Annotated in this window: 23 protein-coding genes; 12 read left to right on the top strand and 11 right to left on the bottom strand. The window is 59.0% G+C overall.

Going from position 1 to position 24,046, the window contains the following annotated elements; genetic code table 11:
- Positions 1–35 precede the first annotated feature (35 nt).
- Both ABTW55_RS12565 and ABTW55_RS12560 read right to left on the bottom strand, forming a co-directional pair.
- Positions 36–818: a PhzF family phenazine biosynthesis protein gene (locus ABTW55_RS12565; protein ID WP_033654869.1), complete on the bottom strand. Its 783-nt coding sequence runs from the start codon at positions 816–818 to the stop codon at positions 36–38.
- A gap of 10 nt (positions 819–828) precedes the next feature.
- Positions 829–1,431 carry a LysE family translocator gene (locus ABTW55_RS12560; protein ID WP_041036974.1) on the bottom strand — a complete coding sequence of 201 codons (603 nt, stop codon included), beginning with the start codon at positions 1,429–1,431 and terminating at the stop codon, positions 829–831.
- Positions 1,432–1,549: 118 nt separating this feature from the next.
- On the opposite strand from ABTW55_RS12560, the gene ABTW55_RS12555 reads away from it, so the two are divergent.
- The 3 genes from ABTW55_RS12555 (at position 1,550) to ABTW55_RS12545 (ending at position 3,781) form a co-directional block, all read left to right on the top strand.
- The gene (locus ABTW55_RS12555) at positions 1,550–2,530 is read left to right on the top strand and encodes a hydrolase (protein ID WP_033649307.1); all 981 of its coding nucleotides are present in this window, start codon (positions 1,550–1,552) and stop codon (positions 2,528–2,530) included.
- Positions 2,527–2,760 carry a YheU family protein gene (locus ABTW55_RS12550; RefSeq protein WP_004930376.1) on the top strand — a complete coding sequence of 78 codons (234 nt, stop codon included), beginning with the start codon at positions 2,527–2,529 and terminating at the stop codon, positions 2,758–2,760. Before ABTW55_RS12555 ends, ABTW55_RS12550 begins: the two co-directional genes overlap by 4 nt.
- A 151-nt stretch (positions 2,761–2,911) precedes the next feature.
- The gene (locus tag ABTW55_RS12545) at positions 2,912–3,781 is read left to right on the top strand and encodes a phosphoribulokinase (RefSeq protein ID WP_004930374.1); all 870 of its coding nucleotides are present in this window, start codon (positions 2,912–2,914) and stop codon (positions 3,779–3,781) included.
- Positions 3,782–3,819: 38 nt separating this feature from the next.
- Here ABTW55_RS12545 and ABTW55_RS12540 read toward each other — a convergent pair whose 3' ends face one another.
- Entirely contained in the window at positions 3,820–4,227 is a 408-nt protein-coding gene (locus ABTW55_RS12540; RefSeq protein WP_033654867.1) for an OsmC family protein, read from the bottom strand.
- 382 nt (positions 4,228–4,609) lie between these two features.
- On the opposite strand from ABTW55_RS12540, the gene crp reads away from it, so the two are divergent.
- Together crp and ABTW55_RS12530 are read left to right on the top strand one after the other, a co-directional pair.
- On the top strand, positions 4,610–5,242 hold the full coding sequence (gene crp, locus ABTW55_RS12535) for a cAMP-activated global transcriptional regulator CRP (RefSeq protein ID WP_004090925.1): 633 nt from the start codon (positions 4,610–4,612) through the stop codon (positions 5,240–5,242).
- 51 nt (positions 5,243–5,293) lie between these two features.
- Complete coding sequence (locus ABTW55_RS12530) at positions 5,294–7,372, top strand: YccS/YhfK family putative transporter (RefSeq protein ID WP_033649309.1); 2,079 nt, start codon at positions 5,294–5,296, stop codon at positions 7,370–7,372.
- A 40-nt stretch (positions 7,373–7,412) separates the two neighbouring features.
- Here ABTW55_RS12530 and ABTW55_RS12525 read toward each other — a convergent pair whose 3' ends face one another.
- The 3 genes from ABTW55_RS12525 to ABTW55_RS12515 form a co-directional block, all read right to left on the bottom strand.
- Positions 7,413–8,630 (bottom strand): aspartate aminotransferase family protein, encoded by a 1,218-nt coding sequence (locus ABTW55_RS12525; protein ID WP_033654865.1) that lies wholly within the window; start codon positions 8,628–8,630, stop codon positions 7,413–7,415.
- Positions 8,631–8,761: 131 nt separating this feature from the next.
- Positions 8,762–9,337 (bottom strand): aminodeoxychorismate synthase component II, encoded by a 576-nt coding sequence (locus ABTW55_RS12520; RefSeq protein WP_033654864.1) that lies wholly within the window; start codon positions 9,335–9,337, stop codon positions 8,762–8,764.
- 72 nt (positions 9,338–9,409) lie between these two features.
- Entirely contained in the window at positions 9,410–10,936 is a 1,527-nt protein-coding gene (locus ABTW55_RS12515) for a helicase HerA-like domain-containing protein (RefSeq protein WP_060423671.1), read from the bottom strand.
- A gap of 210 nt (positions 10,937–11,146) precedes the next feature.
- Here ABTW55_RS12515 and ABTW55_RS12510 point away from each other — a divergent pair, with 210 nt between their 5' ends.
- The gene (locus ABTW55_RS12510; protein ID WP_041036986.1) at positions 11,147–11,416 is read left to right on the top strand and encodes a hypothetical protein; all 270 of its coding nucleotides are present in this window, start codon (positions 11,147–11,149) and stop codon (positions 11,414–11,416) included.
- 17 nt (positions 11,417–11,433) lie between these two features.
- Positions 11,434–11,595, top strand: coding sequence for a type II toxin-antitoxin system RelE/ParE family toxin (locus ABTW55_RS12505; RefSeq protein ID WP_223915493.1), 162 nt, complete (start codon positions 11,434–11,436; stop codon positions 11,593–11,595).
- Between the two features lie 116 nt (positions 11,596–11,711).
- Here ABTW55_RS12505 and btsR read toward each other — a convergent pair whose 3' ends face one another.
- The 3 genes from btsR to ppiA all read right to left on the bottom strand — a co-directional run bounded on the left by btsR (position 11,712) and on the right by ppiA (position 14,845).
- Complete coding sequence (gene btsR, locus ABTW55_RS12500; RefSeq protein WP_033654861.1) at positions 11,712–12,437, bottom strand: two-component system response regulator BtsR; 726 nt, start codon at positions 12,435–12,437, stop codon at positions 11,712–11,714.
- A complete protein-coding gene (locus ABTW55_RS12495) occupies positions 12,437–14,122 on the bottom strand; it encodes a sensor histidine kinase (RefSeq protein ID WP_033636285.1) in 1,686 nt (561 codons plus the stop codon). The genes btsR and ABTW55_RS12495 overlap by 1 nt, the downstream gene beginning before the upstream one ends.
- A 153-nt stretch (positions 14,123–14,275) precedes the next feature.
- Positions 14,276–14,845, bottom strand: a complete 570-nt coding sequence (gene ppiA / locus ABTW55_RS12490) for a peptidylprolyl isomerase A (RefSeq protein WP_033636286.1) — start codon at positions 14,843–14,845, stop codon at positions 14,276–14,278.
- 353 nt (positions 14,846–15,198) lie between these two features.
- On the opposite strand from ppiA, the gene ABTW55_RS12485 reads away from it, so the two are divergent.
- From ABTW55_RS12485 to ABTW55_RS12465, 5 genes are all read left to right on the top strand, one after another.
- The gene (locus tag ABTW55_RS12485; protein WP_047571717.1) at positions 15,199–15,537 is read left to right on the top strand and encodes a PTS lactose/cellobiose transporter subunit IIA; all 339 of its coding nucleotides are present in this window, start codon (positions 15,199–15,201) and stop codon (positions 15,535–15,537) included.
- The gene (locus ABTW55_RS12480; protein WP_033649315.1) at positions 15,534–16,841 is read left to right on the top strand and encodes a 6-phospho-beta-glucosidase; all 1,308 of its coding nucleotides are present in this window, start codon (positions 15,534–15,536) and stop codon (positions 16,839–16,841) included. Before ABTW55_RS12485 ends, ABTW55_RS12480 begins: the two co-directional genes overlap by 4 nt.
- A gap of 73 nt (positions 16,842–16,914) precedes the next feature.
- The gene (locus ABTW55_RS12475) at positions 16,915–17,895 is read left to right on the top strand and encodes a LacI family DNA-binding transcriptional regulator (RefSeq protein ID WP_039569200.1); all 981 of its coding nucleotides are present in this window, start codon (positions 16,915–16,917) and stop codon (positions 17,893–17,895) included.
- A 191-nt stretch (positions 17,896–18,086) separates the two neighbouring features.
- Positions 18,087–19,271 carry an MFS transporter TsgA gene (tsgA, locus tag ABTW55_RS12470; RefSeq protein ID WP_033636290.1) on the top strand — a complete coding sequence of 395 codons (1,185 nt, stop codon included), beginning with the start codon at positions 18,087–18,089 and terminating at the stop codon, positions 19,269–19,271.
- Between the two features lie 339 nt (positions 19,272–19,610).
- Complete coding sequence (locus ABTW55_RS12465; protein ID WP_060423668.1) at positions 19,611–20,633, top strand: YdcF family protein; 1,023 nt, start codon at positions 19,611–19,613, stop codon at positions 20,631–20,633.
- 47 nt (positions 20,634–20,680) lie between these two features.
- Here the strand turns inward: ABTW55_RS12465 and ABTW55_RS12460 are convergent, their stop codons facing one another.
- Both ABTW55_RS12460 and ABTW55_RS12455 read right to left on the bottom strand, forming a co-directional pair.
- Entirely contained in the window at positions 20,681–22,249 is a 1,569-nt protein-coding gene (locus ABTW55_RS12460) for a phosphodiester glycosidase family protein (protein ID WP_080431171.1), read from the bottom strand.
- A gap of 347 nt (positions 22,250–22,596) precedes the next feature.
- Entirely contained in the window at positions 22,597–23,865 is a 1,269-nt protein-coding gene (locus ABTW55_RS12455) for a cytosine deaminase (RefSeq protein ID WP_041036994.1), read from the bottom strand.
- Positions 23,866–24,046: the final 181 nt, after the last annotated feature.

Genomic DNA, 24,046 nt, shown 5'->3' with positions numbered 1-24,046 from the left:
GTCTTCTTTATTACCCTGCGTAATATAAACGCGGATTACAGCGCGATCGTCCCGTGCAGGAACACGTGAGCATAGCCGCCGAGCAGCGTGCGATCCCCTTGCAGTTCGCAGAACAGTTCGCCGCCGCGTGCCGAGACCTGCTGCGCCTGCAGCCGATGGCGGCCGAGACGCGCCGTCCAGTAAGGCATCAGCGTGCAGTGCGCGGAGCCGGTAACCGGATCTTCACCGCCGTCGAGCGTGAAATAGCGCGAAACGAAGTCCACGGTGTCACCGGGCGCAGTGACGATCACCGCACGCCCGGCCAGCGCGATCAGCGCCGGGATGTCCGGCCGCAGCGCGCGCACCTGCGCCTCGTTTTCCAGCACCACCATCAGCGCTTTCGCCTGCCACACCTCCTGCGGCTGCACGCCCAGCAGCGCCGCGAGGCCCGCCGGCTCAGCCACCTTCTGCGGCGGCCGGGCGGGGAAGTCGAGCACCAGCCGTTCCCCGTCCTGCGCATCGCGCTTGACGAACAGTTCGCCGCCGGCCGAGCGGAAGCGAATATCCTGCAGCGCCGGGTTAACCACGCTGAACATCACATGCGCCGCCGCCAGGGTGCCGTGGCCGCAGAGATCGACCTCGCGCTGCGGGGTAAACCAACGGATGGCGGTCATGTCGCCGTCATCCCAGACAAAGCTGGTTTCCGGCAGGCCGATCTCGTTGGCGATCGCCTGCAGCCGCGCCGCCGGCAGCGGCTGCGTCAGCAGGCACACCCCGGCCGGGTTGCCGCGCAGCCCTTCGCCGGTAAAGGCAACCACGTGATAATAATTTTCCGCCATCGTTCGCTCCTTAATGCCAGATCAGTAACACACAGGCTGCGGTCAACAACCCCATGGAAACGTTGAAGATAACCCAGGCCTTTTTGCTGCGCAGCAGGCGGCCGATCACCGTGCCGAACGCCAGCCAGATAATGCCGGCGACGATGTTGACCGCCAAAATGCCCAGCGCGATCGCCGCAATGGAACCGTTGTACTTATCGCCCGCCAGGCTGAAGCTGGCCACCGCCCCCAGCGCCATCAGCCAGGCTTTCGGGTTGAGGAACTGCAGCAGCCAGCCCTGATACAGCCGCACCGGCTGCGGCGGCGCCACGTCGGTTTCCAGTTTTTCATAGGCGGCGGTGGCGACTTTCCATGCCAGCCACAGCAGGTACAGGCTGCCGAGGATTTTCAGGATCAGGTGCAGCGACGGATAAACCAGGATCAGGCTGCCGACGCCGAAGGCCACCAGCAGCAAAATGCTTTGCATGCCGAGCATGATGCCGATCATCAGCCACAGCGAACGCATAAAGCCGAAGTTGGCGCCGGAAGTGGTCAGCAGCAGGTTATTGGGGCCGGGCGTGATGGCGGCGACCCACAGGAAGCCCAGCATCGAAAGGAATAAACTCGGTTCCATGGCACGGGTGCTCCTCACCCAAGGCGCTTTTTTGCAGTATCATTGTTAATTCTTGGTATTGAAGCTAACAGTGCGCTAGGGATCTCACAATAGCCGCCCACAACATTTTACTCAGCCTATGCCTAACACCTTTCGCCCTCTGACCGGGGCCAGTAACCCGCACCTGCAAACGCTGTTGCCGCGGCTGGTGCGCCGCCGCGTATTATTGAAACCGCATTGGCAGCGGCTGGAATTGCCCGACGGTGATTTCGTCGATCTCGCCTGGAGCGAGGATCCGGCGCAGGCGCGCGACAAACCGCGCGCGGTGCTGTTCCACGGCCTGGAGGGCAGCTTCTACAGCCCCTACGCGCATGGCCTGCTCAACGCCTGGCGCGAGCGCGGCTGGCTCGGCGTGGTGATGCACTTTCGCGGCTGCAGCGGCGTGCCCAATCGCAAGCAGCGCATCTACCACTCCGGTGAAACCGAAGACGCGCGCTTCTTCCTGCGCTGGCTGCGCGACCGCTACGGCGAGGTGCCGACCGCGGCGGTCGGCGTTTCGCTCGGCGGCAACATGCTGGCCTGCTACCTGGCGCAGCAAGGCGCCGACAGCCTGCTGCAGGCGGCGGTGGTGGTCTCGGCGCCGCTGATGCTGGAGCCCTGCGCCTACCGCATGGAGCAAGGCTTTTCCCGCGTTTATCAGCGCTACCTGCTGGGGCAGTTGAAACAAAACGCCACCCGCAAGCTGTTGCACTACCCGGACACCCTGCCGCTCAAGCTGTCCCAACTGAACGGTCTGCGGCGCATCCGCGAATTCGACGACGCCATCACCTCGCGCATTCACGGCTTCAGTGACGCCACCGACTATTATCGCCGCTGCAGCGCCCTGCCGCTGTTGCCGGCTGTCCAAACGCCGCTACTGATCATCCATGCGAAGGACGATCCCTTCATGACCCCTGAGGTGATCCCCGACGTCGCCGGCCTGCCGCGCAATATCGAATATCAGCTGACCGAGTTCGGCGGCCACGTCGGCTTCGTCGGCGGCACGCTGAAAAAACCATACATGTGGCTGGAGCATCGCATTCCGGCCTGGCTTTCCCCTTATCTGGACATCCCGACGTGATCATTCCCTGGCAAGAACTGGCAACCGACACCCTCAACAGCCTGATCGAATCTTTTGTACTGCGCGAAGGCACCGATTACGGCGAGCACGAACGCTCGCTGGAACAGAAGGTGGAGGACGTGCGCCGCCAGCTGAAAAACGGCGAAGTGGTGCTGGTGTGGTCGGAACTGCACGAGAGCGTCAACATCATGCCGCGCGGCCAGTTCCGCGCCGGGCAGGAAGAAATTTAGTGGCGATCGGTTCTATGACTGACGGAAAAAATCAGGTAACAATGGGGCATTGCAAACCAGCGCGCGCCATTTTTTCCCGAGATAGAGAGCGTCAACAAGAGCCACAATAATCCCCTGACGCCGGCGCATTCAACACGGAGTGACAACCACCATGTCTGCCAAACATCCCGTTATCGCGGTGACCGGTTCCAGCGGCGCCGGCACCACCACCACCAGCGTGGCGTTCCGCAAAATATTCCAACAACTCAACATCCGCGCCGCCGAGCTGGAGGGCGACAGCTTCCACCGCTACACCCGGCCGGAAATGGACGCGGCGATCCGCAAGGCGCGCGATCTGGGCAGACACATCAGCTATTTCGGCCCCGAGGCCAACGACTTCGGCCTGCTGCAGCAGAGCTTCATCGACTACGGCAAGAACGGCACCGGGCGCTCGCGCAAGTATCTGCACACCTACGACGAAGCGGTGCCCTACAATCAGGTGCCGGGCACCTTCACCCCGTGGGAACCGCTGCCGGCGCCGACCGACGTGCTGTTTTACGAGGGGCTGCACGGCGGCGTGGTCACCGAGCACCATGACGTGGCCAAGCACGTCGACCTGCTGGTCGGCGTGGTGCCGATCGTCAACCTGGAGTGGATCCAGAAACTGATCCGCGATACCGGCGAGCGCGGCCACTCCCGCGAAGCGGTAATGGATTCGGTGGTGCGTTCGATGGAAGACTACATCAACTACATCACGCCGCAGTTCTCGCGCACCCACATCAACTTCCAGCGCGTGCCGACGGTGGACACCTCCAACCCGTTCGCCGCCAAGGCGATTCCCTCACTGGACGAAAGCTTCGTGGTGATCCACTTCCGCGGGCTGGATCAAATTGACTTCCCCTATTTGCTGGCGATGCTGCAAGGCTCGTTTATCTCGCACATCAATACGTTAGTGGTGCCGGGCGGCAAGATGGGGCTGGCGATGGAACTGATCATGGCGCCGCTGGTGCAGCGGTTGCTGGAAGGCAAGAAGATCGAATAAACGCGTTGAGCGCGGCGCCGGGCCGCGCTCCGCCTCGATTACGCCGCTTGGCGGATCTCGAAGCTGTGGGTCACCGTGGCGGCCTTGTTGAGCATCAGCGCCACCGAGCAATATTTCTCCGCCGACAGGTTCACCGCACGCTCGACGATCTTGTCGGTCAGATCCTGGCCGGTAACGATGAAATGCAGGTTGATATGGGTGAACAACCGCGGAGCTTCTTCGCGGCGCTCGGAGGTCAGCTTCACCTCGCAGTCGCGCACGTCGTTGCGCCCTTTTTGCAGGATGGACACCACGTCGATCGCGCTGCAGCCGCCCACCGACATCAGCACCATCTCCATCGGGCTGGGTGCTTTATCGCCGGCGTTGCCGTCCATCAGCACCTGGTGGCCGGAGGCCGATTCACCCAAAAACGTTAACCCTTCCACCCATTTAACTCTTGCCTGCATTCTGATCACTCCGGTTGATTTCTTAAAATCAGAGTACGCTTTCGCATAGAAACAGGCAACGTAACCTGATGCTAATCATGCTGAAGCGAGACAACACGAGACACCCGCCTTACTCTGTGCTACAAACAGAGCCGCAATAAATCTTTCCGGGACACTGAATTTCAGGGAAACGCCCAGAGAAAGGCTCCTTTACCGGTATGTTAACAGAATGTAGCTTGCAGCGCTTACGGCAAGTTAATATGCTAGAGCGACAGCGTATTTTTATGACACGCCTCAAAACTTGCCGGTAGCCCTCGCTCATGACTGCGGCTACAGGCGGGTTTTACAGGGAACTCTGACCCCTGTGACACAAGGCAGCGATAACAACAGAGGATAACAGCGAATGGTTCTCGGCAAACCGCAAACAGACCCTACTCTCGAATGGTTCCTGTCTCATTGCCATATCCACAAATATCCATCGAAGAGTACGCTGATTCACCAAGGTGAAAAGGCCGAAACGCTTTACTACATCGTGAAAGGCTCCGTCGCGGTGCTGATCAAGGATGAAGAAGGTAAAGAGATGATCCTGTCCTACCTCAACCAGGGGGATTTCATCGGCGAGCTCGGATTGTTCGAAGAAGGCCAGGAGCGCAGCGCCTGGGTTCGCGCGAAAACCGCCTGTGAAGTGGCCGAAATTTCCTACAAGAAATTCCGCCAGCTGATCCAGGTGAACCCAGACATCCTGATGCGTCTGTCCGCCCAAATGGCGAGCCGCCTGCAGGTCACCTCCGAAAAAGTGGGCAACCTCGCCTTCCTGGACGTTACCGGCCGCATCGCGCAAACCCTGCTGAATCTGGCGAAGCAACCCGACGCCATGACTCACCCGGACGGCATGCAGATCAAGATCACCCGCCAGGAGATCGGCCAGATCGTCGGCTGCTCGCGCGAAACCGTTGGCCGTATTCTGAAAATGCTGGAAGATCAAAACCTGATTTCCGCCCACGGCAAAACCATTGTCGTCTACGGCACTCGTTAATCCCTGAAGAAACGGCGCAATCTGCGCCGTTTTTTTTATCTGCTCTCTGCCATGTGGCGCCGCCTGATCTACCACCCGGAAATCAACTACGCACTGCGACAAACGCTGGTGTTGTGCCTGCCGGTGCTGTTCGGCCTGCTGATAGGCCAGCTGCAGCTCGGCCTGATGTTCTCTCTGGTGCCCGCCTGCTGCAATATCGCCGGTCTGGACACGCCGCATAAGCGCTTCTTTAAACGGCTGGTGGTTGGCGGCTCGCTGTTCGCCTTCAGCAGCGTGCTGCTGCAACAGGCACTGCTGTGGCACGTGCCGCTGCCGGCGCTGATGCTGGGCCTGGCGCTGCTGCTCGGCGTCACCGGTGAAATCAGCCCGCTGCACGCCCGGCTGTTGCCGGCGGCGCTGGTGGCCGCCATCTTCGCCCTCAGCACGGCCGGCACAGTACCCATCTGGCAGGCGCCGCTGCTATACGCCATCGGCACCGTCTGGTACGGCTTATTCACCTGGTTCTGGTTTAAGCTGTGGAAAGAGCAGCCGATGCGCGAGACGCTGAGCCAGCTCTACCTGGAACTGGCGGACTATTTCGAAGCCAAATACTCGCTGCTGACCCAGCACACCGATCCGCAAACCGCGCTGCCGCCGCTGCTGGTGCGCCAGCAAAAGGTGATGGATCTGATCAGCCTGTTGTACCAACAGCTTAATTTCCTGCCGCACGCCAACAACCTCGAGCAAAAGCGCCTGCAGCGCGCCTTTCAGGTGGCGATGGACCTGCAGGAGCACATCACCGTCAGCCTGCATCTGCCGGAGGAGGTGCAAAAACTGGTGGAGCAGAGCCAGGCCGAAGCGATCATTCGCCGCAACGCTCAGGTGATCGCCGGCCGGCTGCGCGTAGTGGCGCACGATATTCTCTATCATCAACATTCGAAGCGCTTCTCCATGGCCCACGAGCTGGCGGCGCTGGAAAAAATGGCGGCGCAGCATCCCGATAACCCGGTCGGCCAGTTTTGTTATTACCACTTCAGCCGCATCGCCCGCCTGCTGCGCACCCAGCATCCGCTGTACCGCCGCGACCTGATGCCCGGCCAGCACCGCCTGCCGTTTTGGCCGGCGCTGGCCAGCTATCTGTCGTTCAAGTCCACCGCCCTGCGCAACGCCGCGCGGCTGGGCGTGACGCTGGCAGTCGGCAGCAGCCTGGGTGCGGTGTTCAATCTGCCGAAGCCTTACTGGATCCTGCTCACCATCATGCTGGTGAGCCAAAACGGGTATAACGCCACCCGGGTGCGTATTCAGCACCGTGCGCTGGGCACGATTGCCGGGCTTTTGCTGGCGGCCGGGCTGCTGCAGCTGCAGTTGCCGGAAGGAGAAACGCTGAGCATCATGCTGGTGATCACGCTGCTGGCCTACCTGGTTTCGCGCAAGAACTACGGGCTGTCGGTGATTGGCTTTACGGTCACGGCGGTTTACACCCTGCAGCTGCTGGCGCTGAACGGCTCGCATTTTCTGGTGCCGCGCCTGATCGATACGCTGATCGGCTGCGTGTTGGCGTTCGGCGGCACCATTTGGCTGTGGCCGCAGTGGCAAAGCGGGCTGCTGCGCAAGAATGCCCATCAGGCGCTGGAGCACGATCAAACCGCGCTGCGGTTGATGCTGGAACAGCCGGAACCGGACGCCACCGCGTTGGCCTATACCCGCATGCAGGTCAACCAGGCGCACAACGCGCTGTTCACCTCGCTCAATCAGGCGATGCAGGAGCCGGGGTTCGCGTCGGACTATCTGGCGGACATGCGGCTGTGGGTCACGCATAGCCAGTTCATCGTCGAGCACCTGAACGCCATGACCATTCTGGCGCGCGAACACTACATGCTGACGCCAAAACTGGCGGAAGCGTATCTGCAGGCCTGTGAAATCGCGCTGCAAAGCTGCCAACAGCGGTTGGAATACGACGGCCCGAGCAGCGGCAACAGCGGCATCATGCAGCCGCCGGATCTGCATCCGGAGATGCCCGTTACCGAGATGGAGCGCCATCTGCGGCGCATTCTGTCGCACCTGAGCGTGATGCACACCATTTCTTCGCTGGCCTGGCGCCAGCGCCCGCACCACGGCATTTGGCTCAAGCGCAAACTGCGCGATCAATAAGGGCGCGGCATGCCGCGCCCCGTTATATACCGCGCGGGCATCAGGCGTTGATCACATCCTGCACCGCCAGCTCGAACAGCGCCATGCCGGCCTCGATATCCTGCAGCTCCACCACCAGCGACGGCGCGAAACGGATCACGTTCGGCCCGGCGTTGAGGATCATCAAGCCGCGCGCGGCGGCGGCGGTGAGGAAGTCGCGCGCTCTGCCGTGATAATGCGGCGTCAGCTCGGCGCCAATCAGCAACCCCATGCCGCGAATCGCGGTGAAAATACCGTATTTATCGCCGATATGCTGCAAAGCCTGCACATACAGCGCATGACGCTGCTCGATGCCGCTCAGCACCTCCGGCGTATTGATCACGTCCAGCGCCGCCTCCGCCACCGCGCAGGCCAGCGGGTTGCCGCCGTAGGTGGTGCCGTGGGTGCCCACCTGCATCACCGACGCGATCTCTTCGGTAGTCAGCATGGCGCTGACCGGGAAACCGCCGCCCAGCGCCTTGGCGGTGGTGAGAATATCCGGCGTCACGCCATAATGCATATAGGCGAACAGTTTGCCGCTGCGCCCCATGCCGCTTTGCACTTCGTCGAACACCAGCAGCGCCTGATGTTGGTCGCACAGCTCGCGCACGCCTTTGAGGAAGCCGGCATCGACCGGCGTAATGCCGCCCTCGCCCTGAATCGGCTCCATCACCACCGCGCAGGTGTGGTCGTCCATCACCGCCTTCACCGCCGCCAAATCGTTGAACGGCACGTGCACGATGTCGGCCGGCTTCGGCCCGAACCCGTCGGAATATTTGGCCTGCCCGCCCACCGACACGGTGAACAGCGTGCGGCCATGAAACGCGTTATAGAAGGCGATGATTTTGGTTTTGTAGGGGCTGTGGCGGGTGATGGCATAATGACGCGCCAGTTTGAACGCCGCCTCGTTGGCCTCTGCGCCGGAGTTGGCGAAGAACACCCGATCGGCGAAGGTGGCGTCGATCAGTTTGCTCGCCAGGCGCAGCGCAGGCTCATTGGTGAAGACGTTGCTGGTATGCCACAGGGTTTCGCCCTGGCGTTTGAGCGCCTCGACCAGCGCCGGATGGCAGTGCCCCAGCGCCGTCACCGCGATGCCGCCGGAAAAATCGATGTACTCTTTTCCCTGTTGATCCCAGACCCGGCTGCCTTGGCCGCGCACCGGCACAAACTGGGCAGGTGCATAAACAGGCAGGATCACCTGGTCAAAGGTGCTGCGGCTCACTGCGGATTTTTCAGTCATTTTCGGCTCCACCCTGAAGGTTTTTCAGCGCTATCGTGATGTTAGATTGAAAACATAATCACGAAATATGCATAAAAAACCAATCGAGCGCAAACGCAAAACGCCTGGCGGGCGAAAAAAACGCATCGGGATTAACGCTGGAGGAAATTATCCAGCAGCTGGTGGCCCTGCTCGCTGAGCACGCTTTCCGGATGGAACTGCACGCCTTCCAGCGCCAAAGTGCGGTGGCGGATGCCCATGATCTCGTCGCGCACGCCGTCGCGTTCGCTCCAGGCGGTCACTTCAAAACAGTCCGGCAGCGTATCGGCCTTCAGCACCAGCGAGTGGTAGCGGGTCACGGTCAGCGGATCGCTCAGGCCGCGAAACACGCCGACGCCCAGATGACGAATCGCCGAGGTTTTGCCGTGCATCACCGCGCGGGCGCGCACCACCTCGGCGCCGAACGCCTGCCCCAGCGCCTGGTGCCCCAGGCACACGCCGAGGATCGGCAGCTTGCCGGCGAAATGACGAATGGCGGCCAGCGAGATACCCGCTTCGTTCGGGGTACAGGGGCCAGGGGAAATTACCAGATGCTGCGGCGCCAGCCGCTCGATATCGGCCAGCTGCAGCTCATCGTTGCGCTTCACCAGCACCTCGGCGCCCAATTCGCAGAAGTACTGGTAAAGGTTATAGGTAAAGGAGTCGTAGTTATCGATCAGCAGCAGCATGTTAGGTCCGGCAGAGAAAAATGCCGCCACAGTGTACTGATTTAACCCGCCGCTGCCGACGATAATTTCCGCTTACTTTTTACGGCCGCCGGTGATCGAGCCCAGCACGCCGCGCAGGATCTGGCGGCCGAGATCGCGCGCCATGCTCTTGGCGGCGGTCTGGACAATGCCGTCGCGCTTGCCGCCGCGCGGGCCGGTGGAACCGAACAACAGCTCGTTCAAGCCGTCCATCAGGCCGCCGCCCGCCTGCTGTTGTTGCTGTTGCGCCTGCGGTTGCTGCCCCTGCTGCGGGGTGCCGACGGTGGCAAAACCGCCCGACGACAGCTTCTCGTAGGCGGACTCGCGGTCGATCATATCCTCATAGCGGCCATACAGCGGCGACTTGTTGATCGCACTGTTCAGCCCTTCCGCGCCGAGCATGCCCATTTTGGATTCCGGCGCGATCACCATCGCCCGCTCCACCACGTTCGGCCGGCCCTTTTCGTCGAGGAATGACACCAGCGCTTCACCCACGCCCAGCTCGGTGATCGCCGTTTCGGCATCGAAGGCCGGATTGGCGCGCAGGGTTTGCGCCGCCGTCTTCACCGCCTTCTGATCGCGCGGCGTGAAGGCGCGCAGCGCATGCTGCACGCGGTTGCCCAGCTGGCCCAGCACGCTGTCCGGGATGTCCAGCGGATTCTGGGTGACAAAGTAAATGCCGACGCCTTTGGAGCGGATCAGGCGCACCACCTGTTCGATCTTGGTCAGCAGCGCCGCTGGCGCGTCGTTGAACAGCAGGTGCGCCTCATCGAAGAAGAACACCAGCTTCGGCTGTTCAGGGTCGCCCACTTCCGGCAGGTGCTCGAACAGCTCAGCCAGCAGCCACAGCAGGAACACCGAATACAGCTTCGGCTGATTGATCAGCTTGTCCGCCGCCAGCAGGTTGATCACGCCGTGGCCGTTGGCGTCGGTTTTCATCAGATCGTTGATGTCGAGCATCGGCTCGCCGAAGAACTGGTCAGCGCCCTGCTCTTCCAGCGTCAGCAACCCGCGCTGAATGGCGCCGATCGACGCGGCAGAGATATTGCCGTACTGGGTCTGGAATTGTTTGGCGTTGTCGCCGACGAACTGCATCATGGTGCGCAGATCCTTCATGTCCAGCAACAGCAGCGCGTTGTCATCGGCGATCTTGAACACCAGCTGCAGCACGCCGCTTTGCACCTCGTTCAGATCCAACAGGCGCCCCAGCAGCAGCGGCCCGAGATCGGAAATCGTGGCGCGGATCGGGTGCCCCTTTTCACCGTAAATATCCCACGGGATAATGGTGCAGGCCTGCGGCTGCCAGTCGCTGACGCCGATCGCCGCCAGGCGCGCCTGCAGTTTCTCGGAAGGCACGCCCTCGACGCCGATGCCGGACAGATCGCCCTTCACGTCCGCCAGGAACACCGGCACGCCAATGCGCGAGAACTGTTCGGCCATTTTCTGCAGCGTCACCGTCTTGCCGGTGCCGGTTGCCCCGGTGATCAGCCCGTGGCGGTTGCCCAACGCCGGCAAAATCACCAGATCCTGCTCCGGTTTTCCGTCTTTCATCGCTTTGGCGATAATCCGTGGTTCACTCATTTTCTGTTCCTTTGACGCTGACGCGGCGCGAAACGCGCCTGTGGATGCAATAAAGCTATAAGCGCCGCGTAACCCCGTCAAGGACAAACAAAATGGGTGCCGTCGGGGCCTGATGAATTCAGATTGCGCTTAGCGTCAAAGCGCCTTTGCTTGAACAATAAAGCACCAGTGCTATAGTGAGCATTACGCTGTATATACGAGGTAAATACCATGTCTGAATCTACCGTGGTAATCCGCGTGGATGAAGAGTTAAAAACCGCTTTCGCCAGCGCGGCAAAGGCCGCCGATCGCACGGCTTCGCAACTGCTGCGTGATTTCATGCGCGAGTTTGTCAGCCGCCAGGCGCAACAGGAAGAGTACAACCAGTGGTTAAAGGAAAAGGTCGAGGTAAGCCGCAAGGCGTTGCGTGAAGGCAAATTCGCCGACGATGAAGAGGTGGCCGCTTATTTCGCCGAACGCAGAGCCAAATCAACGCAATAAAACACAAAAGGACTTTTGTGAAACTGACATGGACGGAACCCGCCATCGCCGATCGTCTGGCGATTTATGAATGGTTGGAACTTAAAAATCCGGCCGCCGCCGCAGAAAATGATGCAAAAATCGCTGACGCGGCGGCACGCCTCGTGCATCATCCGCCAGCGGGAAAACGGGGCGGATAGCCGGTACGCGCGAGCTGGTCATCTCCCCGTCCTATTTGCTGGTCTATGAATGGGCGGCTCAACGCGTCATCGTATTGGCCATCGTGCATACTCGCCGTCGGTGGCCGCCGGCATAGTCACCCCCGCAGCCCCAACTGCTCCTTCAGCGTCTTCAAATAGCGCCGGCTGACCGGCACCGGATCGCCGGCCGACATGATCATCTCCGCCGCGCCGCCCTCTTCGAAGCGGATCTCGCGCACCTGCTCCAGATTGACCAGATACTGCCGATGGCAGCGCACCAGCGGCGTGCGGCTTTCCAGCGTGCGCAGCGTCAGCTCGGTGAAACACTCCATGCCGTCGCTGCGCACCACGAAGACCCCGCTCAGTTTGGAGCGGATCGCCAGCACTTCGTCGAAGCGCAGCAGATAGATGCGGCTGTGGCCGGTGCAGGGAATGTATTTCAGGTAACCGGCGCTCTCTTCCAGCGCCGTCACGTCCTGCGGCGCACTGCGCTGCCGCAGACGTTGCAGCGTCTTGCTCAGCCGCTTCGGCTCCGCCGGCTTCAGCAGATAGTCGAAGGCGTGCTCCTCGAATGCCTGCACCGCGTATTCGTCATAGGCGGTCAGAAACACGATGTGCGGCATGCGGTTGGGATCCAGCATGCCGACCATTTCCAGCCCGCTGATGCGCGGCATCTGGATATCGAGAAACACCACGTCCGGCTGCAGCCGGTGGATCTGGCTGATGGCTTCAATGGCGTTGGCGCACTCGCCGATAATCGCGATCCCCGCTTCAGCTTCCAGCAGGTGGCGCAGGTTGTCGCGCGCGGAAGGTTCATCGTCAACAATCAGTGCGTTTAACATCAGGCGGCCCTCTCCATGGGAACATTGAGCGTAATGCGGGTGTAGGCGTCCGGTCGGCAATCCACCTGCACGCCATAGCCTTCGCCGTAGCGCACGCGAATGCGTTTATCCACCAGGTTCATCCCCAGCCCGCTGCAGTTCGGCTTCGGCTGGAACAGCCCGGCGTTGTCCGTCACCTGCAGCAGCAGATGCTCCCCTTCGCAACAGGCGCCGATTTCGATGCGGCCCACGCCCAGCAGATGCGAGGTGCCATGCTTGATGGCGTTCTCGACGATCGGCTGCAGCGAGAACGCCGGCAGCCGCACCGCCAACAGCGCCTCCGGCAGCGATACCGCGATCTCCAGCCGATCGGCGAAGCGCGCTTTCTCGATCTGCAGGTAGGCGTTCACGTGTTCAATCTCGTCCGCCAGGCTGACTTCGTCATCCGAGCGTTTGAGGTTTTTACGAAAGAAGGTCGAGAGGGATTGCACCAGATCGCAGGCGCGTTCGCCATCGCGGCGGATCACCGCCACCAGAGTATTCAAGGCATTGAACAGGAAATGCGGATTGACCTGCGCATGCAGCAGCTTGATCTCCGACTGCGCCAGCAGCTGCTTGTGGCGCTCGTACTGTCCGGCCATGATCTGCGCCGACAGCAGGCTGGCGATGCCTTCGCCCAGCGTACGGTTGATGGTGCTGAACAGCTGGCTTTTCGGTTCGTACAGTTTGATGGTGCCGATCACCCGCTGGTTTTCGCCGCGCAGCGGGATCACCAGCGTCGATCCCAGCTTGCAGGCCGGATTGATCGAGCAGCAGTAAGAGAGCTGATTGCCGTCGGCGTACACCACCTCGTTGTTGTCGATGGCGCGATGCGAATGCACCGAGGCGATCGGCGTGCCCGGCAGGTGGTGGTCGTCGCCGATGCCGATAAACGCCAGCAGCTTGTCGCGATCGGTGATCGCCACCGCGCCGATGCCCAGCTCCTGATAGATCACCCGGGCGACCTTCATGCTGTTCTCCTGATCGAAGCCCTGCCGCAGGATGCCCTCGGTGCGCTCGGCGATCTTCAGCGCCTTGGAAGAGAAGGCGCTGGTGTATTTTTCGAACATCGCGCGCCTATCCAGCAGGATTTGCATGAACATCGCCGCACCGACGGTATTGGCGATCATCATCGGCAGCGCGATGTGCTCCACCAGCTGCAACGCTTCGTCGTAGGGGCGCGCCACCGCCAGGATGATCGCCATCTGCAGCACTTCCGCCACCAGCGCCACGCCGCCGACGAACAGCGGATTGAACAGCAGCTCGATGCGCCCGCGGCGCATGGCGATGCTGTGTACGATGCCGCCGACCAGGCCTTCCGACACCGTGGAAATCGCGCAGGCCACGTCGGTCATGCCGCCGAGCGTATACCGGTGCAGGCCGCCGGTCAGCCCGACCAGAAAGCCCACCGACGGCCCGCCCAGCAGACCGCCCAGGACCGCGCCTATCGCGCGGGTGTTGGCGATCGAATCCTGAATGTGCAGCCCGAAATAGGTGCCCATGATGCAGAACACCGAGAAGATCACATAGCACAGCAGCTTGTGCGGCAGGCGGATGGTCACCTGCATCAGCGGGATGAACAGCGGGGTTTTGCTCAGCAGATAGGCGATAACGAGATAGACGCACATCTGCTGCAACAGCAACAGCACCTGGTTAAATTCATACATGGCAGCAACTCATCCAGAGACAACAAAGGGCGAACGCCGGATTGGTCTGATTATTGTCTGCCGATTAGAGCATGAGGCGCGGGAGAAAACAGTGATGAAGGCAAGGCTTCGGGAGGAAGGAGCGGCCGACCCCAACGGGATCGGCCAAAAAACTTACGGCAGCACCTTGGCCGACAGAATCACCACCGGTTTGGTCGGCACATTCTGGTAAGGGCCGACGTTGCCGGTCGGCACCTGGGCAATTTTGTCCACCACGTCCATGCCTTTCACCACTTTGCCGAACACCGCGTAGCCGAAGTCACGCTGGCCGTGATCCAGGAAGGCGTTATCCGCCACGTTCAGGAAGAACTGGCTGGTGGCGCTGTCCTTGTCGGCGGTGCGCGCCATCGAGATGGTGCCGCGCAGATTGCGCAAGCCGTTGTCGGCTTCGTTCTTGATCGGCGCCTTGGTGGATTTTTGCTGCATGTCAGCGGTGAAACCGCCGCCCTGGATCATAAAGCCCGGGATCACGCGATGGAAAATGGTGTTGTTGTAGTACCCGCTGTTCACGTAATCGACGAAGTTCTGGGTGGAAACCGGTGCCTTCTGGCTGTCGAGCGCCAACTCGATATTCCCCGCCGAGGTCGTCAGCATGACGTGGGTCTCACCGGCGGCGAGTGCGGCTGGCGCCATCGCTGTGAGGGAACACAGCGCGACGAAGGTCACTAAAGTACGTTTGAACATTAACGGGTCCTTTCTCTGAGAGACAAACAACGGAAAAGCGCTTTGATTCTAAAGAGCTGTATCGGCAAGTACCAGCCATTTACCTATATTTACCCAATTACGGGACATATCCTAGGCGGCCCTGAATTTTGCTGCGGAAAGTATGGGCGCAGAAGGCTTTTTTGCCAACCGCATCACGCATTTTTTGCCCCGCGCCGCCCTGGGTTGATTTTTGCGATCTGCCTCCCAGTTTGCACACGCATTGCCGTTACTCTATATAAATGAGAGCGCTCTCATTATAAAAAGAGCGGATACTGAAGCATCCCACGGCGGCGTCGCCGCGCAACCCCTGGAGAAATGACGTGAGTGAACTGATGACTGAAGTCAGCCCCGAGTTTGAAAGCACCATCATGGAACTGCTGGTGTTCTCCGGCAGCGCGCGCAGCAATGCGTTGACGGCGCTGCGGCAAGCGCGCGCCGGTGACTTCGCCGCCGCGGCCAGGCACATGGCTGAGTCCAAAGAGTGGGTGAAGAAAGCACACCTGATCCAGACCGAGCTGATCGGCCTGGACGAAGGCTGCGGCAAACTGGCGATCAACCTGATCACCGTGCATGCGCAGGATCATCTGATGAACGCCATGGTGATCCAGGATCTGGCCGACGACATGATCGAGCTCTATCGCCGTCAGTCGCAGACGGAGGGCCGCCCATGAGCGCACTCAAAATCGCCGTGATCGGCGGCGGCAGCAGCTACACTCCCGAGCTGGTCGATGGGCTGATCCAGCGCATTGAGGAGCTGCCGGTCACCGAGCTGGCGCTGGTGGACGTCGAACCGGGCCGGCAAAAAGTGGAAACCATCGCCGCCCTGACCCGCCGCATGCTGGCGCGCCACGGGCTGGAGCAGGTGAAGGTCAGCGTGCACTTCGCGCTGGACGACGCCATTCGCGGCGCCGCCTTCGTGCTGACCCAGTTCCGCGTCGGGCAACTGCCGGCGCGCGCCGCCGACGAACGGCTGGGCCTGAAATACCAGCTGCTCGGCCAGGAGACCACCGGCGTCGGCGGCTTCGCCAAGGCGCTGCGCACCATCCCGGTGATGCTGGACATCGCTCGCCGGGTGGAAAAACTGGCGCCGGACGCCTGGATCATCAACTTCACCAACCCGGCCGGCATCGTCACCGAGGCGGTGTCCCGCTTTACCAAAGCGAAGATCATCGGCCTGTGCAACGTGCCGATCAGCATGCATCACATGATCGCCAACATGCTGCAGGCGCCTTACGCCGACGTGCAGCTGCGCTTCGCCGGCCTGAACCACATGGTCTGGGTGCATCAGGTCACGCAGCAGGGGCGCGACGTCACCGCCAAGGTGATCGACATGCTGTGCGACGGCGCGGCGCTGACCATGAACAACATCAAGGAAGAGCCCTGGCAGCCGGACTTCCTGCGCGCGCTCGGCGCCATCCCCTGCCCCTACCACCGCTATTTTTACCAGACCCGCGAGATGCTGGCGGAAGAGATGGCCGCCGCCGGCGAGCGCGGCACCCGCGCCGAGCAGGTGATGCAGGTGGAGAAAGAGCTGTTCGAGCTGTATGCCGATCCGCAGCTGAACACAAAACCGGAGCAGCTCAGCTTCCGCGGCGGTTCTTTCTATTCCGAAGTTGCGCTGGAGCTGATTCGTGCTATCCATAATAATCTCGGCACGCAATTAGTGGTCAACACCGCAAACCGCGGCGCTATCCATGGCCTGCCGGACGATGCTGTGATAGAAATCAACTGTATCGTTGATGCTCAGGGCGCGCACCCGCTGACCTTCGGCCCGCTGCCAGAGCCGATGCAGGCCCTGACGCAGCAGGTGAAAGCCTACGAACGCCTGACCATCGAGGCGGCGGTGCACGGCGATCGCCGCAGCGGGTTGCTGGCGTTGATCGCCAACCCGTTAGTGGGCAACGCCAACCTGGCGCAGCCGCTGCTGGAAGAGGTGTTGACGATAAACGCGCCGTATTTGCCGCAGTTCAGGTAAGCGGCTATACGCAGCCAGACAGGGGTTCGGCGCGCCGAACCCATTTTTTTAGCCGTAATTCAGGAGTGGGACGATGGTGACACTGGAAGATGTCGCAGCGCTGGCGGGCGTTTCGCGCGCCACCGTATCGCGCGTGGTGAATGGCGACAGCAACGTCAAGGCGCCGACCCGCGAGAAGGTTGAACGCGCCGTTGCCCAGCTCGGTTACACCCCCAATCCGGCGGCCCGCGCGCTCGCCTCCAGCCACAGCAATACCCTTGGGCTGGTCACCACCTCGTACCGCGGCGGCTTTTTCGGCGCGCTGATGGACTTCGTGCAGACCGAGGCCGAATCCCACGGCAAACAGCTGCTGGTGACCCAGGGCCGCAACAGCGCCGAAAACGAATGGCAGGCGGTGCAGCGGCTATTTAGCCTGCGCTGCGACGGCGTGATCCTGCACGTGCGTTTTCTCAGCGACGATCGGCTGCGCCAATTGGCGGCGGAGCAACGTGATTTCGTATTGCTCGATCGTCTGGTGCCGGGGCTGGAAGACCGCTGCGTCACCTTCGATCACCCGCTCGCCAGCCGCATGGCGACGCAGCAGCTGCTCGATGCCGGGCACCGGCGCATCGCCTGTATCAGCGGCCCGCGTGAACGCCCGTCGAGCCGCCTGCGGCTGCAGGGGTTTGAAGAGGCGATGCAGGCGGCGAATATCGAGCCGGTGGCCTGCCTGGAGGGCGTCTACGATCTGGAAAGCGGTTACCGCTGCGCCGATCGGCTGCTGCGGCAAGCCGCGCGGCCCAGCGCCATCTACTGCTGCAACGAAGAGATGGCGATCGGCGCGCTGCTGGCGATCAACGAACACCGCCTGCGGGTGCCGCAGGATATCTCCTTGATCTGCTACGACAGCGGCGAACGCGCGCCTTTCGTGCGCCCGGCGTTGAGCAGCGTACATTTTCCCATCAGCGAGATGGCCCAATACGCGGCGCGCAGGTTGATCGACCCCGCCACCCCGGCGCACCGGTTTGAGCCGACGATCGTCAACCGTGATTCCGTTGTGACGGTACGCAAATAGATCACAATAATGCACACCGACCCTTCATGGGTTACATCAAAAAATCGACAGCCATCACAAAAAATCCCGTTGTCTGTGCTAGGATCCGCCCCCTGGTGGCCTGATCGGGACTTTTTTCTGCGTTTGCCAGGAAAAGCCAGCGGCCTTATGCCAGCGTTAAAACCTCTAACAGACATATTCAGGCCTATACAATGAATGACAGTAACCGCATACGGCTTACCTGGATCAGCTTCTTTTCGTACGCGCTGACCGGTGCTTTAGTGATCGTCACAGGGATGGTGATGGGAAACATTGCAGAGTACTTTAATCTGCCGGTTTCCAGCATGAGCAACACCTTTACTTTCCTCAACGCCGGCATTTTGATTTCGATCTTCCTCAATGCCTGGCTGATGGAAATCATCCCGCTGAAGCGTCAGCTGATCTTCGGCTTTGTCCTGATGGTGCTGGCGGTCGCCGGGCTGATGCTCGGCAAGAGCCTGACCATGTTCTCGCTGTGCATGTTTATCCTCGGCGTGGTTAGCGGTATCACCATGTCGATCGGCACCTTCCTGATCACCCACATGTATGCCGGCCGCCAGCGCGGTTCGCGCCTGTTGTTCACCGACTCCTTCTTCAGCATGGCCGGGATGATCTTCCCGATCGTCGCCGCGATGCTGCTGGCCCGCCATATCGGCTGGTACTGGGTTTATGCCTGCATCGGCCTGCTGTACGTGGGGATCTTCGTGCTGACCCTGTGCTCCGAATTCCCGGTGCTGGGCAAGAAAGGCGCCGACGCCGGCCAGCCGGTCGAGAAAGAAAAATGGGGCATCGGCGTGCTGTTCCTGTCGATCGCCGCGCTGTGCTACATCCTCGGCCAGCTGGGCTTCATTCAGTGGGTGCCTGAGTACGCCACCAAGTCGTTCAACATGGACATCGGCCAGGCCGGTAAGCTGGTGAGCGACTTCTGGACCTCTTACATGGTCGGCATGTGGGTGTTCAGCTTCATCCTGCGCTTCTTCGATCTGCAGCGCATCGTGACCGTGCTGGCCGCACTGGCTACCGGCGCGATGTACCTGTTCGTCAGCACCGACAACCCGGAGCACCTGGGCTACTACATCATGGCCCTGGGCTTCGTTTCCAGCGCCATCTACACCACGCTGATCACCCTCGGCTCGCTGCAGACCAAGGTCTCCTCGCCGAAGCTGGTCAACTTTATCCTGACCTGCGGCACCATCGGCACCATGTTGACCTTCGTGGTTACCGGCCCGATCGTGGCGAAAGGCGGCGCGCACGCGGCGCTGACCACCGCCAACGGCCTGTATTTGGCGGTGTTCGTGATGTGCCTGCTGCTGGGCTTCGTGACCAAGCACCGCAGCCACGGCCACGTGACGCACTGATCCGCACACAGGGCTGAATTCATCGTCGTTGACTGATAATGCCCCTCTCCTTAGATAAATGCCGGCCGCTTCTACCTGGCCGGCATTTTTTATTCTCTCCTCTTTTCCATAAGCTGGGCCAACGCGCCCTGGGCCGGTGGCATAACCGAGTTTCATTTCCAATCCGCGCTGTGACGGAACATAATTAAATGGGCATTGTATAAAATGCCAACACTCCTTATATTTGAAAACTCCGATTAATGAGAAACAGCGCAGCCCTACCGGCGGCTGTTCACTTATCATTTTCACTCACTCAGCGCTCAAGCATCACCATCAAATATATATAAAGGAATATCATAAATGAAAAAGATAGTTTATGCCTTATTCTTAATGTTGATAAGCAACGCCCCCGTCTATGGTAAAAATACGTCATTCACAACAGCGTCGGCCATTAATGCGCGTAACACAACACATCAATTCCTCTTAAGTGCGAAAAACGCCTATGAGATTTATAACCTGGAAAAACTGGAAAATGCATTATCCTCGGCTCACCAGAGTGCGCCACAACGCTTGGATGTCCTATTTAGCCTGGGAAATACCTACATACTGCAAGGAGATATTCATAAGGCACTAGACGTCTATGCCAGAATAAATACCCAAACCGGTGGTGATATTGATGCGCTGACCTATCTGGTGATGTACAAACACTATCTGGGGCAACCATTTACCAACGAAATATCAGCCCTAAAGAAAATCAGTGAGCAACGGGCAAAAGATGTGACGACCATAATCGGTAATATCAACGAGCAATTAGCCATGCCAATAGCGGAAAAACTTCCCGCTGGCTATAACAAAAATAACCCAGCACTAATTATCACCTTGGGTTATGCATTAAAAGAAGATGGCACCATGGATAGCATCTTGATCGACCGGCTGGAAAAAACCTTAGCCATGGCTAAAATGCTGCCTGAGGCTAAAATTGTCGTAACAGGCGGCGTGCCGAAACATGATAAAAGCGAAGGCATCGAAATGAAGCAATGGCTGATTCACCAAGGCATAGATGAAAACCGGATAATTGCCGAAAACTATGCGACAGATACCGTAGAAAATTTTATTTATTCGCGTTACATCATCAAACAAGAAAAACGAAATAACATTGTCATCGTCAGTTCCGCAACCCATGTGCGCAGATGCCATGTCATTTTACAATCCCTCGCTCTGGCCAAAGGGGAACATTATGATATCACTACCGTCGCAGCCCCTGACGCCTCCGAAGAAGAAATGAAATTCGAAGGGAAACGCAAACTGGGTATCTATCGTGATGCGCTGCGCGCCTATGGATTGTATATGATTTCTGCCGCACCTGAATTCTCGCTAAACTGATAGCGTGCTCCCGGATGGACGGCGCCATCCGGGATTCGATTCACTGCTCAGGGCTGGCTCAGCTCAATTCCCAACCAGGAAGGTACAGGGCGGGCATTGCCGTCAGGTTGTTTTATCGGCGAACACCAGGCGCCAGAGTTAGAACAACTGCTCTTGGGTAACTCGCCGCCCCCCCATTTCGCCGCGCCGTCCTTAATCACTAAGGCGGCGGAGCCGCCGCCGTCCAGTTCTATCGCTACCTTGGCCTCCAATGCCCGGAACAACGCGGTCAGATCCCCACGGTCAATGCCGTCACGGTAAGCACCGCCGTGAAAAATATAAAGACGATCCTGCTGGTTATGGTAACCCAGGGCAATCCGGGTCGTTTGGGCTGGCCCATTATCCGGCTGCCCTTCCGGACCATCATCACGCCGTGGAATCAACGAGGTACCGGAAAAGGCCACAAATTGGCCTCTCATATTCGTTAGCTTATTAGCGTAATTCGTAGCCTCTCTGCTGAAACGATCGGTATTTATTACAATATGCAACGGAACTCCAGGTTGATTCATTTCCCAAAAAAATGTGTCAACCGGCGCGGCTTTATTATGCTCATCAACAAAATGGCGCAGCCCAGGGAAATAATCACTGGTTTCTTGCTCAGGCTGTGTTGAACCACCGCTAATATTGTCATAATACATACCAAGCGGCGTTGCACAGCCATTACTCAGCCAGGTAGTACCGTTTCTTTGCGCCCTGATATCAAAATAATTAACGTTTAGCACAATGTCAGGGAAAGCTAACCGCCCCCATGCGCCAACCGGATAATAAATTTCAGATGATTGCCGCCTCCCGTCATCCGTTACCGCATTGTTATTCATCTCACAACGCAACGACGTCCTTTTTTTCATATCCAGAAGCAATGACGGCACTCGTTTTCTCACATCAGGAATCACCAACAACACACCATTTTGATTATTGGCATAATATCTATCAACGTTTGAGCGCATGGGAATTTGATGGTCTTTATCAAAAATATAAGCAAACGGTTCATCTTTATGCTTCTCTATTTCATCATTTAGCTTCATTAAGGTTTCAGCACCATCAGGGTCGATGTTTACTTCCTTACTTAAACGAACATAGATATCATTAGCGCTGCCTATTTTATCAGCATGTACGGTCGCGTTGAGCGTAAACGTATATCTCCCAGACCTTGGTGTTGGTATCACCTTGACGAAGCGCTTATCTCTGCCAAATCCGTATAACTGAAAGAGCTGCTGACTTTCTCTCCCTGTTTCATCATGTTTTATCCCGACCAGCATGCTCAGTTTATAAGGCTCTTCCCAGTCATACCAAAAGCCCGAACTATAATCCTGATACTTGTTCACCCATAGAATTAAAACCATCTTCCCATCGACATACTTTTCGCACATCGTGAACATGGCATACCTATCTCTGTTAGCCGAATACTTCTCCGTGGCACGTTCATCGCAATTGGGATCCTGAATATTTATATCATCAAATTCATTGGTCGGATCCGTAACGCTACCTTCACCGGCCAACGCCGCATAGCATGCCCCGCCATAAGCCAGAAAACCAAACAATGCTATTCGGCGGAAAGATATCATTAAACCTTGCATATCAGACACCAATAAAGTTAATAATCAATCACAAACAACTAGATCAAAACCTTATAAATATCCACAAATCAAAGTAAAACAATAAAAGTCATTGATTAAGATCAATATCAACACTCTATTATCCAACAAGGTTAGGGATATAGACTATAAATAGCCGAAGCGTGGCATTTCGTGATAAAGAACAATGCGTATAGAATTATTTCAATGAATGATTGTTAGATATTCAAATTATAAAGAGAGTTCTTAATCGACCGATCAATAATGTACAACGCGTTGCCGGAATTATCGTGAGAGAACGGCCCACAACATACAATGTTCACCATTATTGTCGCGGGCAAAAGAACTGGCTAGCGCCGAAAATCCACCGTTTCATCCTGCTGCAGATGCAGCGTGGTTTCCGCCGGCCGCGTTTCGGCGATCACCGCCCCCTGGCGAATCGAGTAGCGCACCGGCGTCTGGCGGCGCACCGCGTCGAAGCCGCTTTCCGCCGGCAGGATCACCAGGTTGGCGCTGTTGCCGGCCGCCAGGCCGTAGTCGCTCAGGTTAAGGGTGCGCGCGCTGTGGCTGGTGATCAGCTTCAGCCCGTCGTCGATCTGGCCATAGCCCATCAGCTGGCACACGTGCAGCCCCATATGCAGCACCTGCAGCATGTTGGCGGTGCCGAGCGGATACCAGGGATCGAACACGTCGTCGTGGCCGAAGCAGACGTTGATCTGCGCCTCCAGCATCTCCTTCACCCGCGTTACGCCGCGCCGTTTCGGATAGCTGTCGAAACGGCCCTGCAGGTGAATGTTCACCAGCGGATTGGCGACGAAGTTGATGCCGGACATTTTCAGCAGGCGGAACAGCCGCGAGGCGTAAGCGCCGTTGTAAGAGTGCATCGCCGTGGTGTGGCTGGCGGTGACTTTCGCCCCCATCTCCAGCTTCAGCGCCAGCGCCGCCACGGTCTCGACGAAGCGCGATTGTTCGTCGTCGATCTCATCGCAGTGCACATCCACCAGCCGATCGTATTTTTGCGCCAGCGCAAACGCCTTATGCAGCGACTCCACGCCGTACTCGCGGGTGAATTCGAAATGCGGAATGGCGCCCACCACGTCGGCCCCCAGCCACAGCGCCTCTTCAAGCAGCGCTTCGCCGTTGGGGTAGGAAAGGATCCCCTCCTGCGGGAAGGCGACAATCTGCAGCGTCACCCAGGGTGCCACCTCCTGTTTCACCTCCAGCATGGCGCGCAGCGCGGTCAGCGTGGGATCGGAAACGTCGACGTGGGTGCGCACATACTGCACGCCGTTGGCGATCTGCCACTTGAGCGTTTGCCAGGCGCGCTGCTTGACGTCTTCATGGGTCAGCAGCGCTTTGCGTTCGGCCCAGCGCTCAATGCCCTCGAACAGCGTGCCGGACTGGTTCCAGGCCGGCTGACCGGCGGTTTGCGTGGTATCCAGGTGAATATGCGGTTCGACGAACGCCGGCAGCGCCAGCCCGCCCTGCGCATCCAACACGTCGCTGCGCCACTCCTGCCCTTCCGGCTGCGGCACCAGATGCGCGATGCGCCCCTGCTCAATCGCCAGTTGCCACAATCCTTCATGCCCGCTCAAACGCAGGTTATCGATAAACTTCAATGGACGTTTCGCCACCCTTCACCTCTGCCGTTGCGCTGGTTTTCTTCATCATACTGGCAGCGGATCGCGCTGACAAAGTCACCGTTGCCTGCCTACCCCCTGTGTTTACTCCCTGCGGGGTAGTTTGCATGCAAACTGACTCGCTTCAGCTAAAGGTGAATAAAATCCGCAACTTATCAAA

It is taken from the genome of Serratia sp. SM04 (assembly GCF_040280225.1).
GTDB classification, from domain to species: Bacteria; Pseudomonadota; Gammaproteobacteria; order Enterobacterales; family Enterobacteriaceae; genus Serratia; species Serratia sarumanii.
This window is presented reverse-complemented; position numbering and strand designations above follow the sequence as displayed.

What these genes read in the sequence shown, in the direction of transcription:
- ABTW55_RS12565 (WP_033654869.1), bottom strand. Translation starts at nt 818, where the DNA reads ATGGCGGAAAATTATTATCACGTGGTTGCCTTTACCGGCGAAGGGCTG.
- ABTW55_RS12560 (WP_041036974.1), bottom strand. Translation starts at nt 1,431, where the DNA reads ATGGAACCGAGTTTATTCCTTTCGATGCTGGGCTTCCTGTGGGTCGCC.
- ABTW55_RS12555 (WP_033649307.1), top strand. Translation starts at nt 1,550, where the DNA reads ATGCCTAACACCTTTCGCCCTCTGACCGGGGCCAGTAACCCGCACCTG.
- ABTW55_RS12545 (WP_004930374.1), top strand. Translation starts at nt 2,912, where the DNA reads ATGTCTGCCAAACATCCCGTTATCGCGGTGACCGGTTCCAGCGGCGCC.
- ABTW55_RS12540 (WP_033654867.1), bottom strand. Translation starts at nt 4,227, where the DNA reads ATGCAGGCAAGAGTTAAATGGGTGGAAGGGTTAACGTTTTTGGGTGAA.
- crp (WP_004090925.1), top strand. Translation starts at nt 4,610, where the DNA reads ATGGTTCTCGGCAAACCGCAAACAGACCCTACTCTCGAATGGTTCCTG.
- ABTW55_RS12530 (WP_033649309.1), top strand. Translation starts at nt 5,294, where the DNA reads ATGTGGCGCCGCCTGATCTACCACCCGGAAATCAACTACGCACTGCGA.
- ABTW55_RS12525 (WP_033654865.1), bottom strand. Translation starts at nt 8,630, where the DNA reads ATGACTGAAAAATCCGCAGTGAGCCGCAGCACCTTTGACCAGGTGATC.
- ABTW55_RS12520 (WP_033654864.1), bottom strand. Translation starts at nt 9,337, where the DNA reads ATGCTGCTGCTGATCGATAACTACGACTCCTTTACCTATAACCTTTAC.
- ABTW55_RS12515 (WP_060423671.1), bottom strand. Translation starts at nt 10,936, where the DNA reads ATGAGTGAACCACGGATTATCGCCAAAGCGATGAAAGACGGAAAACCG.
- ABTW55_RS12510 (WP_041036986.1), top strand. Translation starts at nt 11,147, where the DNA reads ATGTCTGAATCTACCGTGGTAATCCGCGTGGATGAAGAGTTAAAAACC.
- btsR (WP_033654861.1), bottom strand. Translation starts at nt 12,437, where the DNA reads ATGTTAAACGCACTGATTGTTGACGATGAACCTTCCGCGCGCGACAAC.
- ABTW55_RS12495 (WP_033636285.1), bottom strand. Translation starts at nt 14,122, where the DNA reads ATGTATGAATTTAACCAGGTGCTGTTGCTGTTGCAGCAGATGTGCGTC.
- ppiA (WP_033636286.1), bottom strand. Translation starts at nt 14,845, where the DNA reads ATGTTCAAACGTACTTTAGTGACCTTCGTCGCGCTGTGTTCCCTCACA.
- ABTW55_RS12485 (WP_047571717.1), top strand. Translation starts at nt 15,199, where the DNA reads ATGACTGAAGTCAGCCCCGAGTTTGAAAGCACCATCATGGAACTGCTG.
- ABTW55_RS12480 (WP_033649315.1), top strand. Translation starts at nt 15,534, where the DNA reads ATGAGCGCACTCAAAATCGCCGTGATCGGCGGCGGCAGCAGCTACACT.
- ABTW55_RS12475 (WP_039569200.1), top strand. Translation starts at nt 16,915, where the DNA reads ATGGTGACACTGGAAGATGTCGCAGCGCTGGCGGGCGTTTCGCGCGCC.
- tsgA (WP_033636290.1), top strand. Translation starts at nt 18,087, where the DNA reads ATGAATGACAGTAACCGCATACGGCTTACCTGGATCAGCTTCTTTTCG.
- ABTW55_RS12465 (WP_060423668.1), top strand. Translation starts at nt 19,611, where the DNA reads ATGAAAAAGATAGTTTATGCCTTATTCTTAATGTTGATAAGCAACGCC.
- ABTW55_RS12460 (WP_080431171.1), bottom strand. Translation starts at nt 22,249, where the DNA reads ATGCAAGGTTTAATGATATCTTTCCGCCGAATAGCATTGTTTGGTTTT.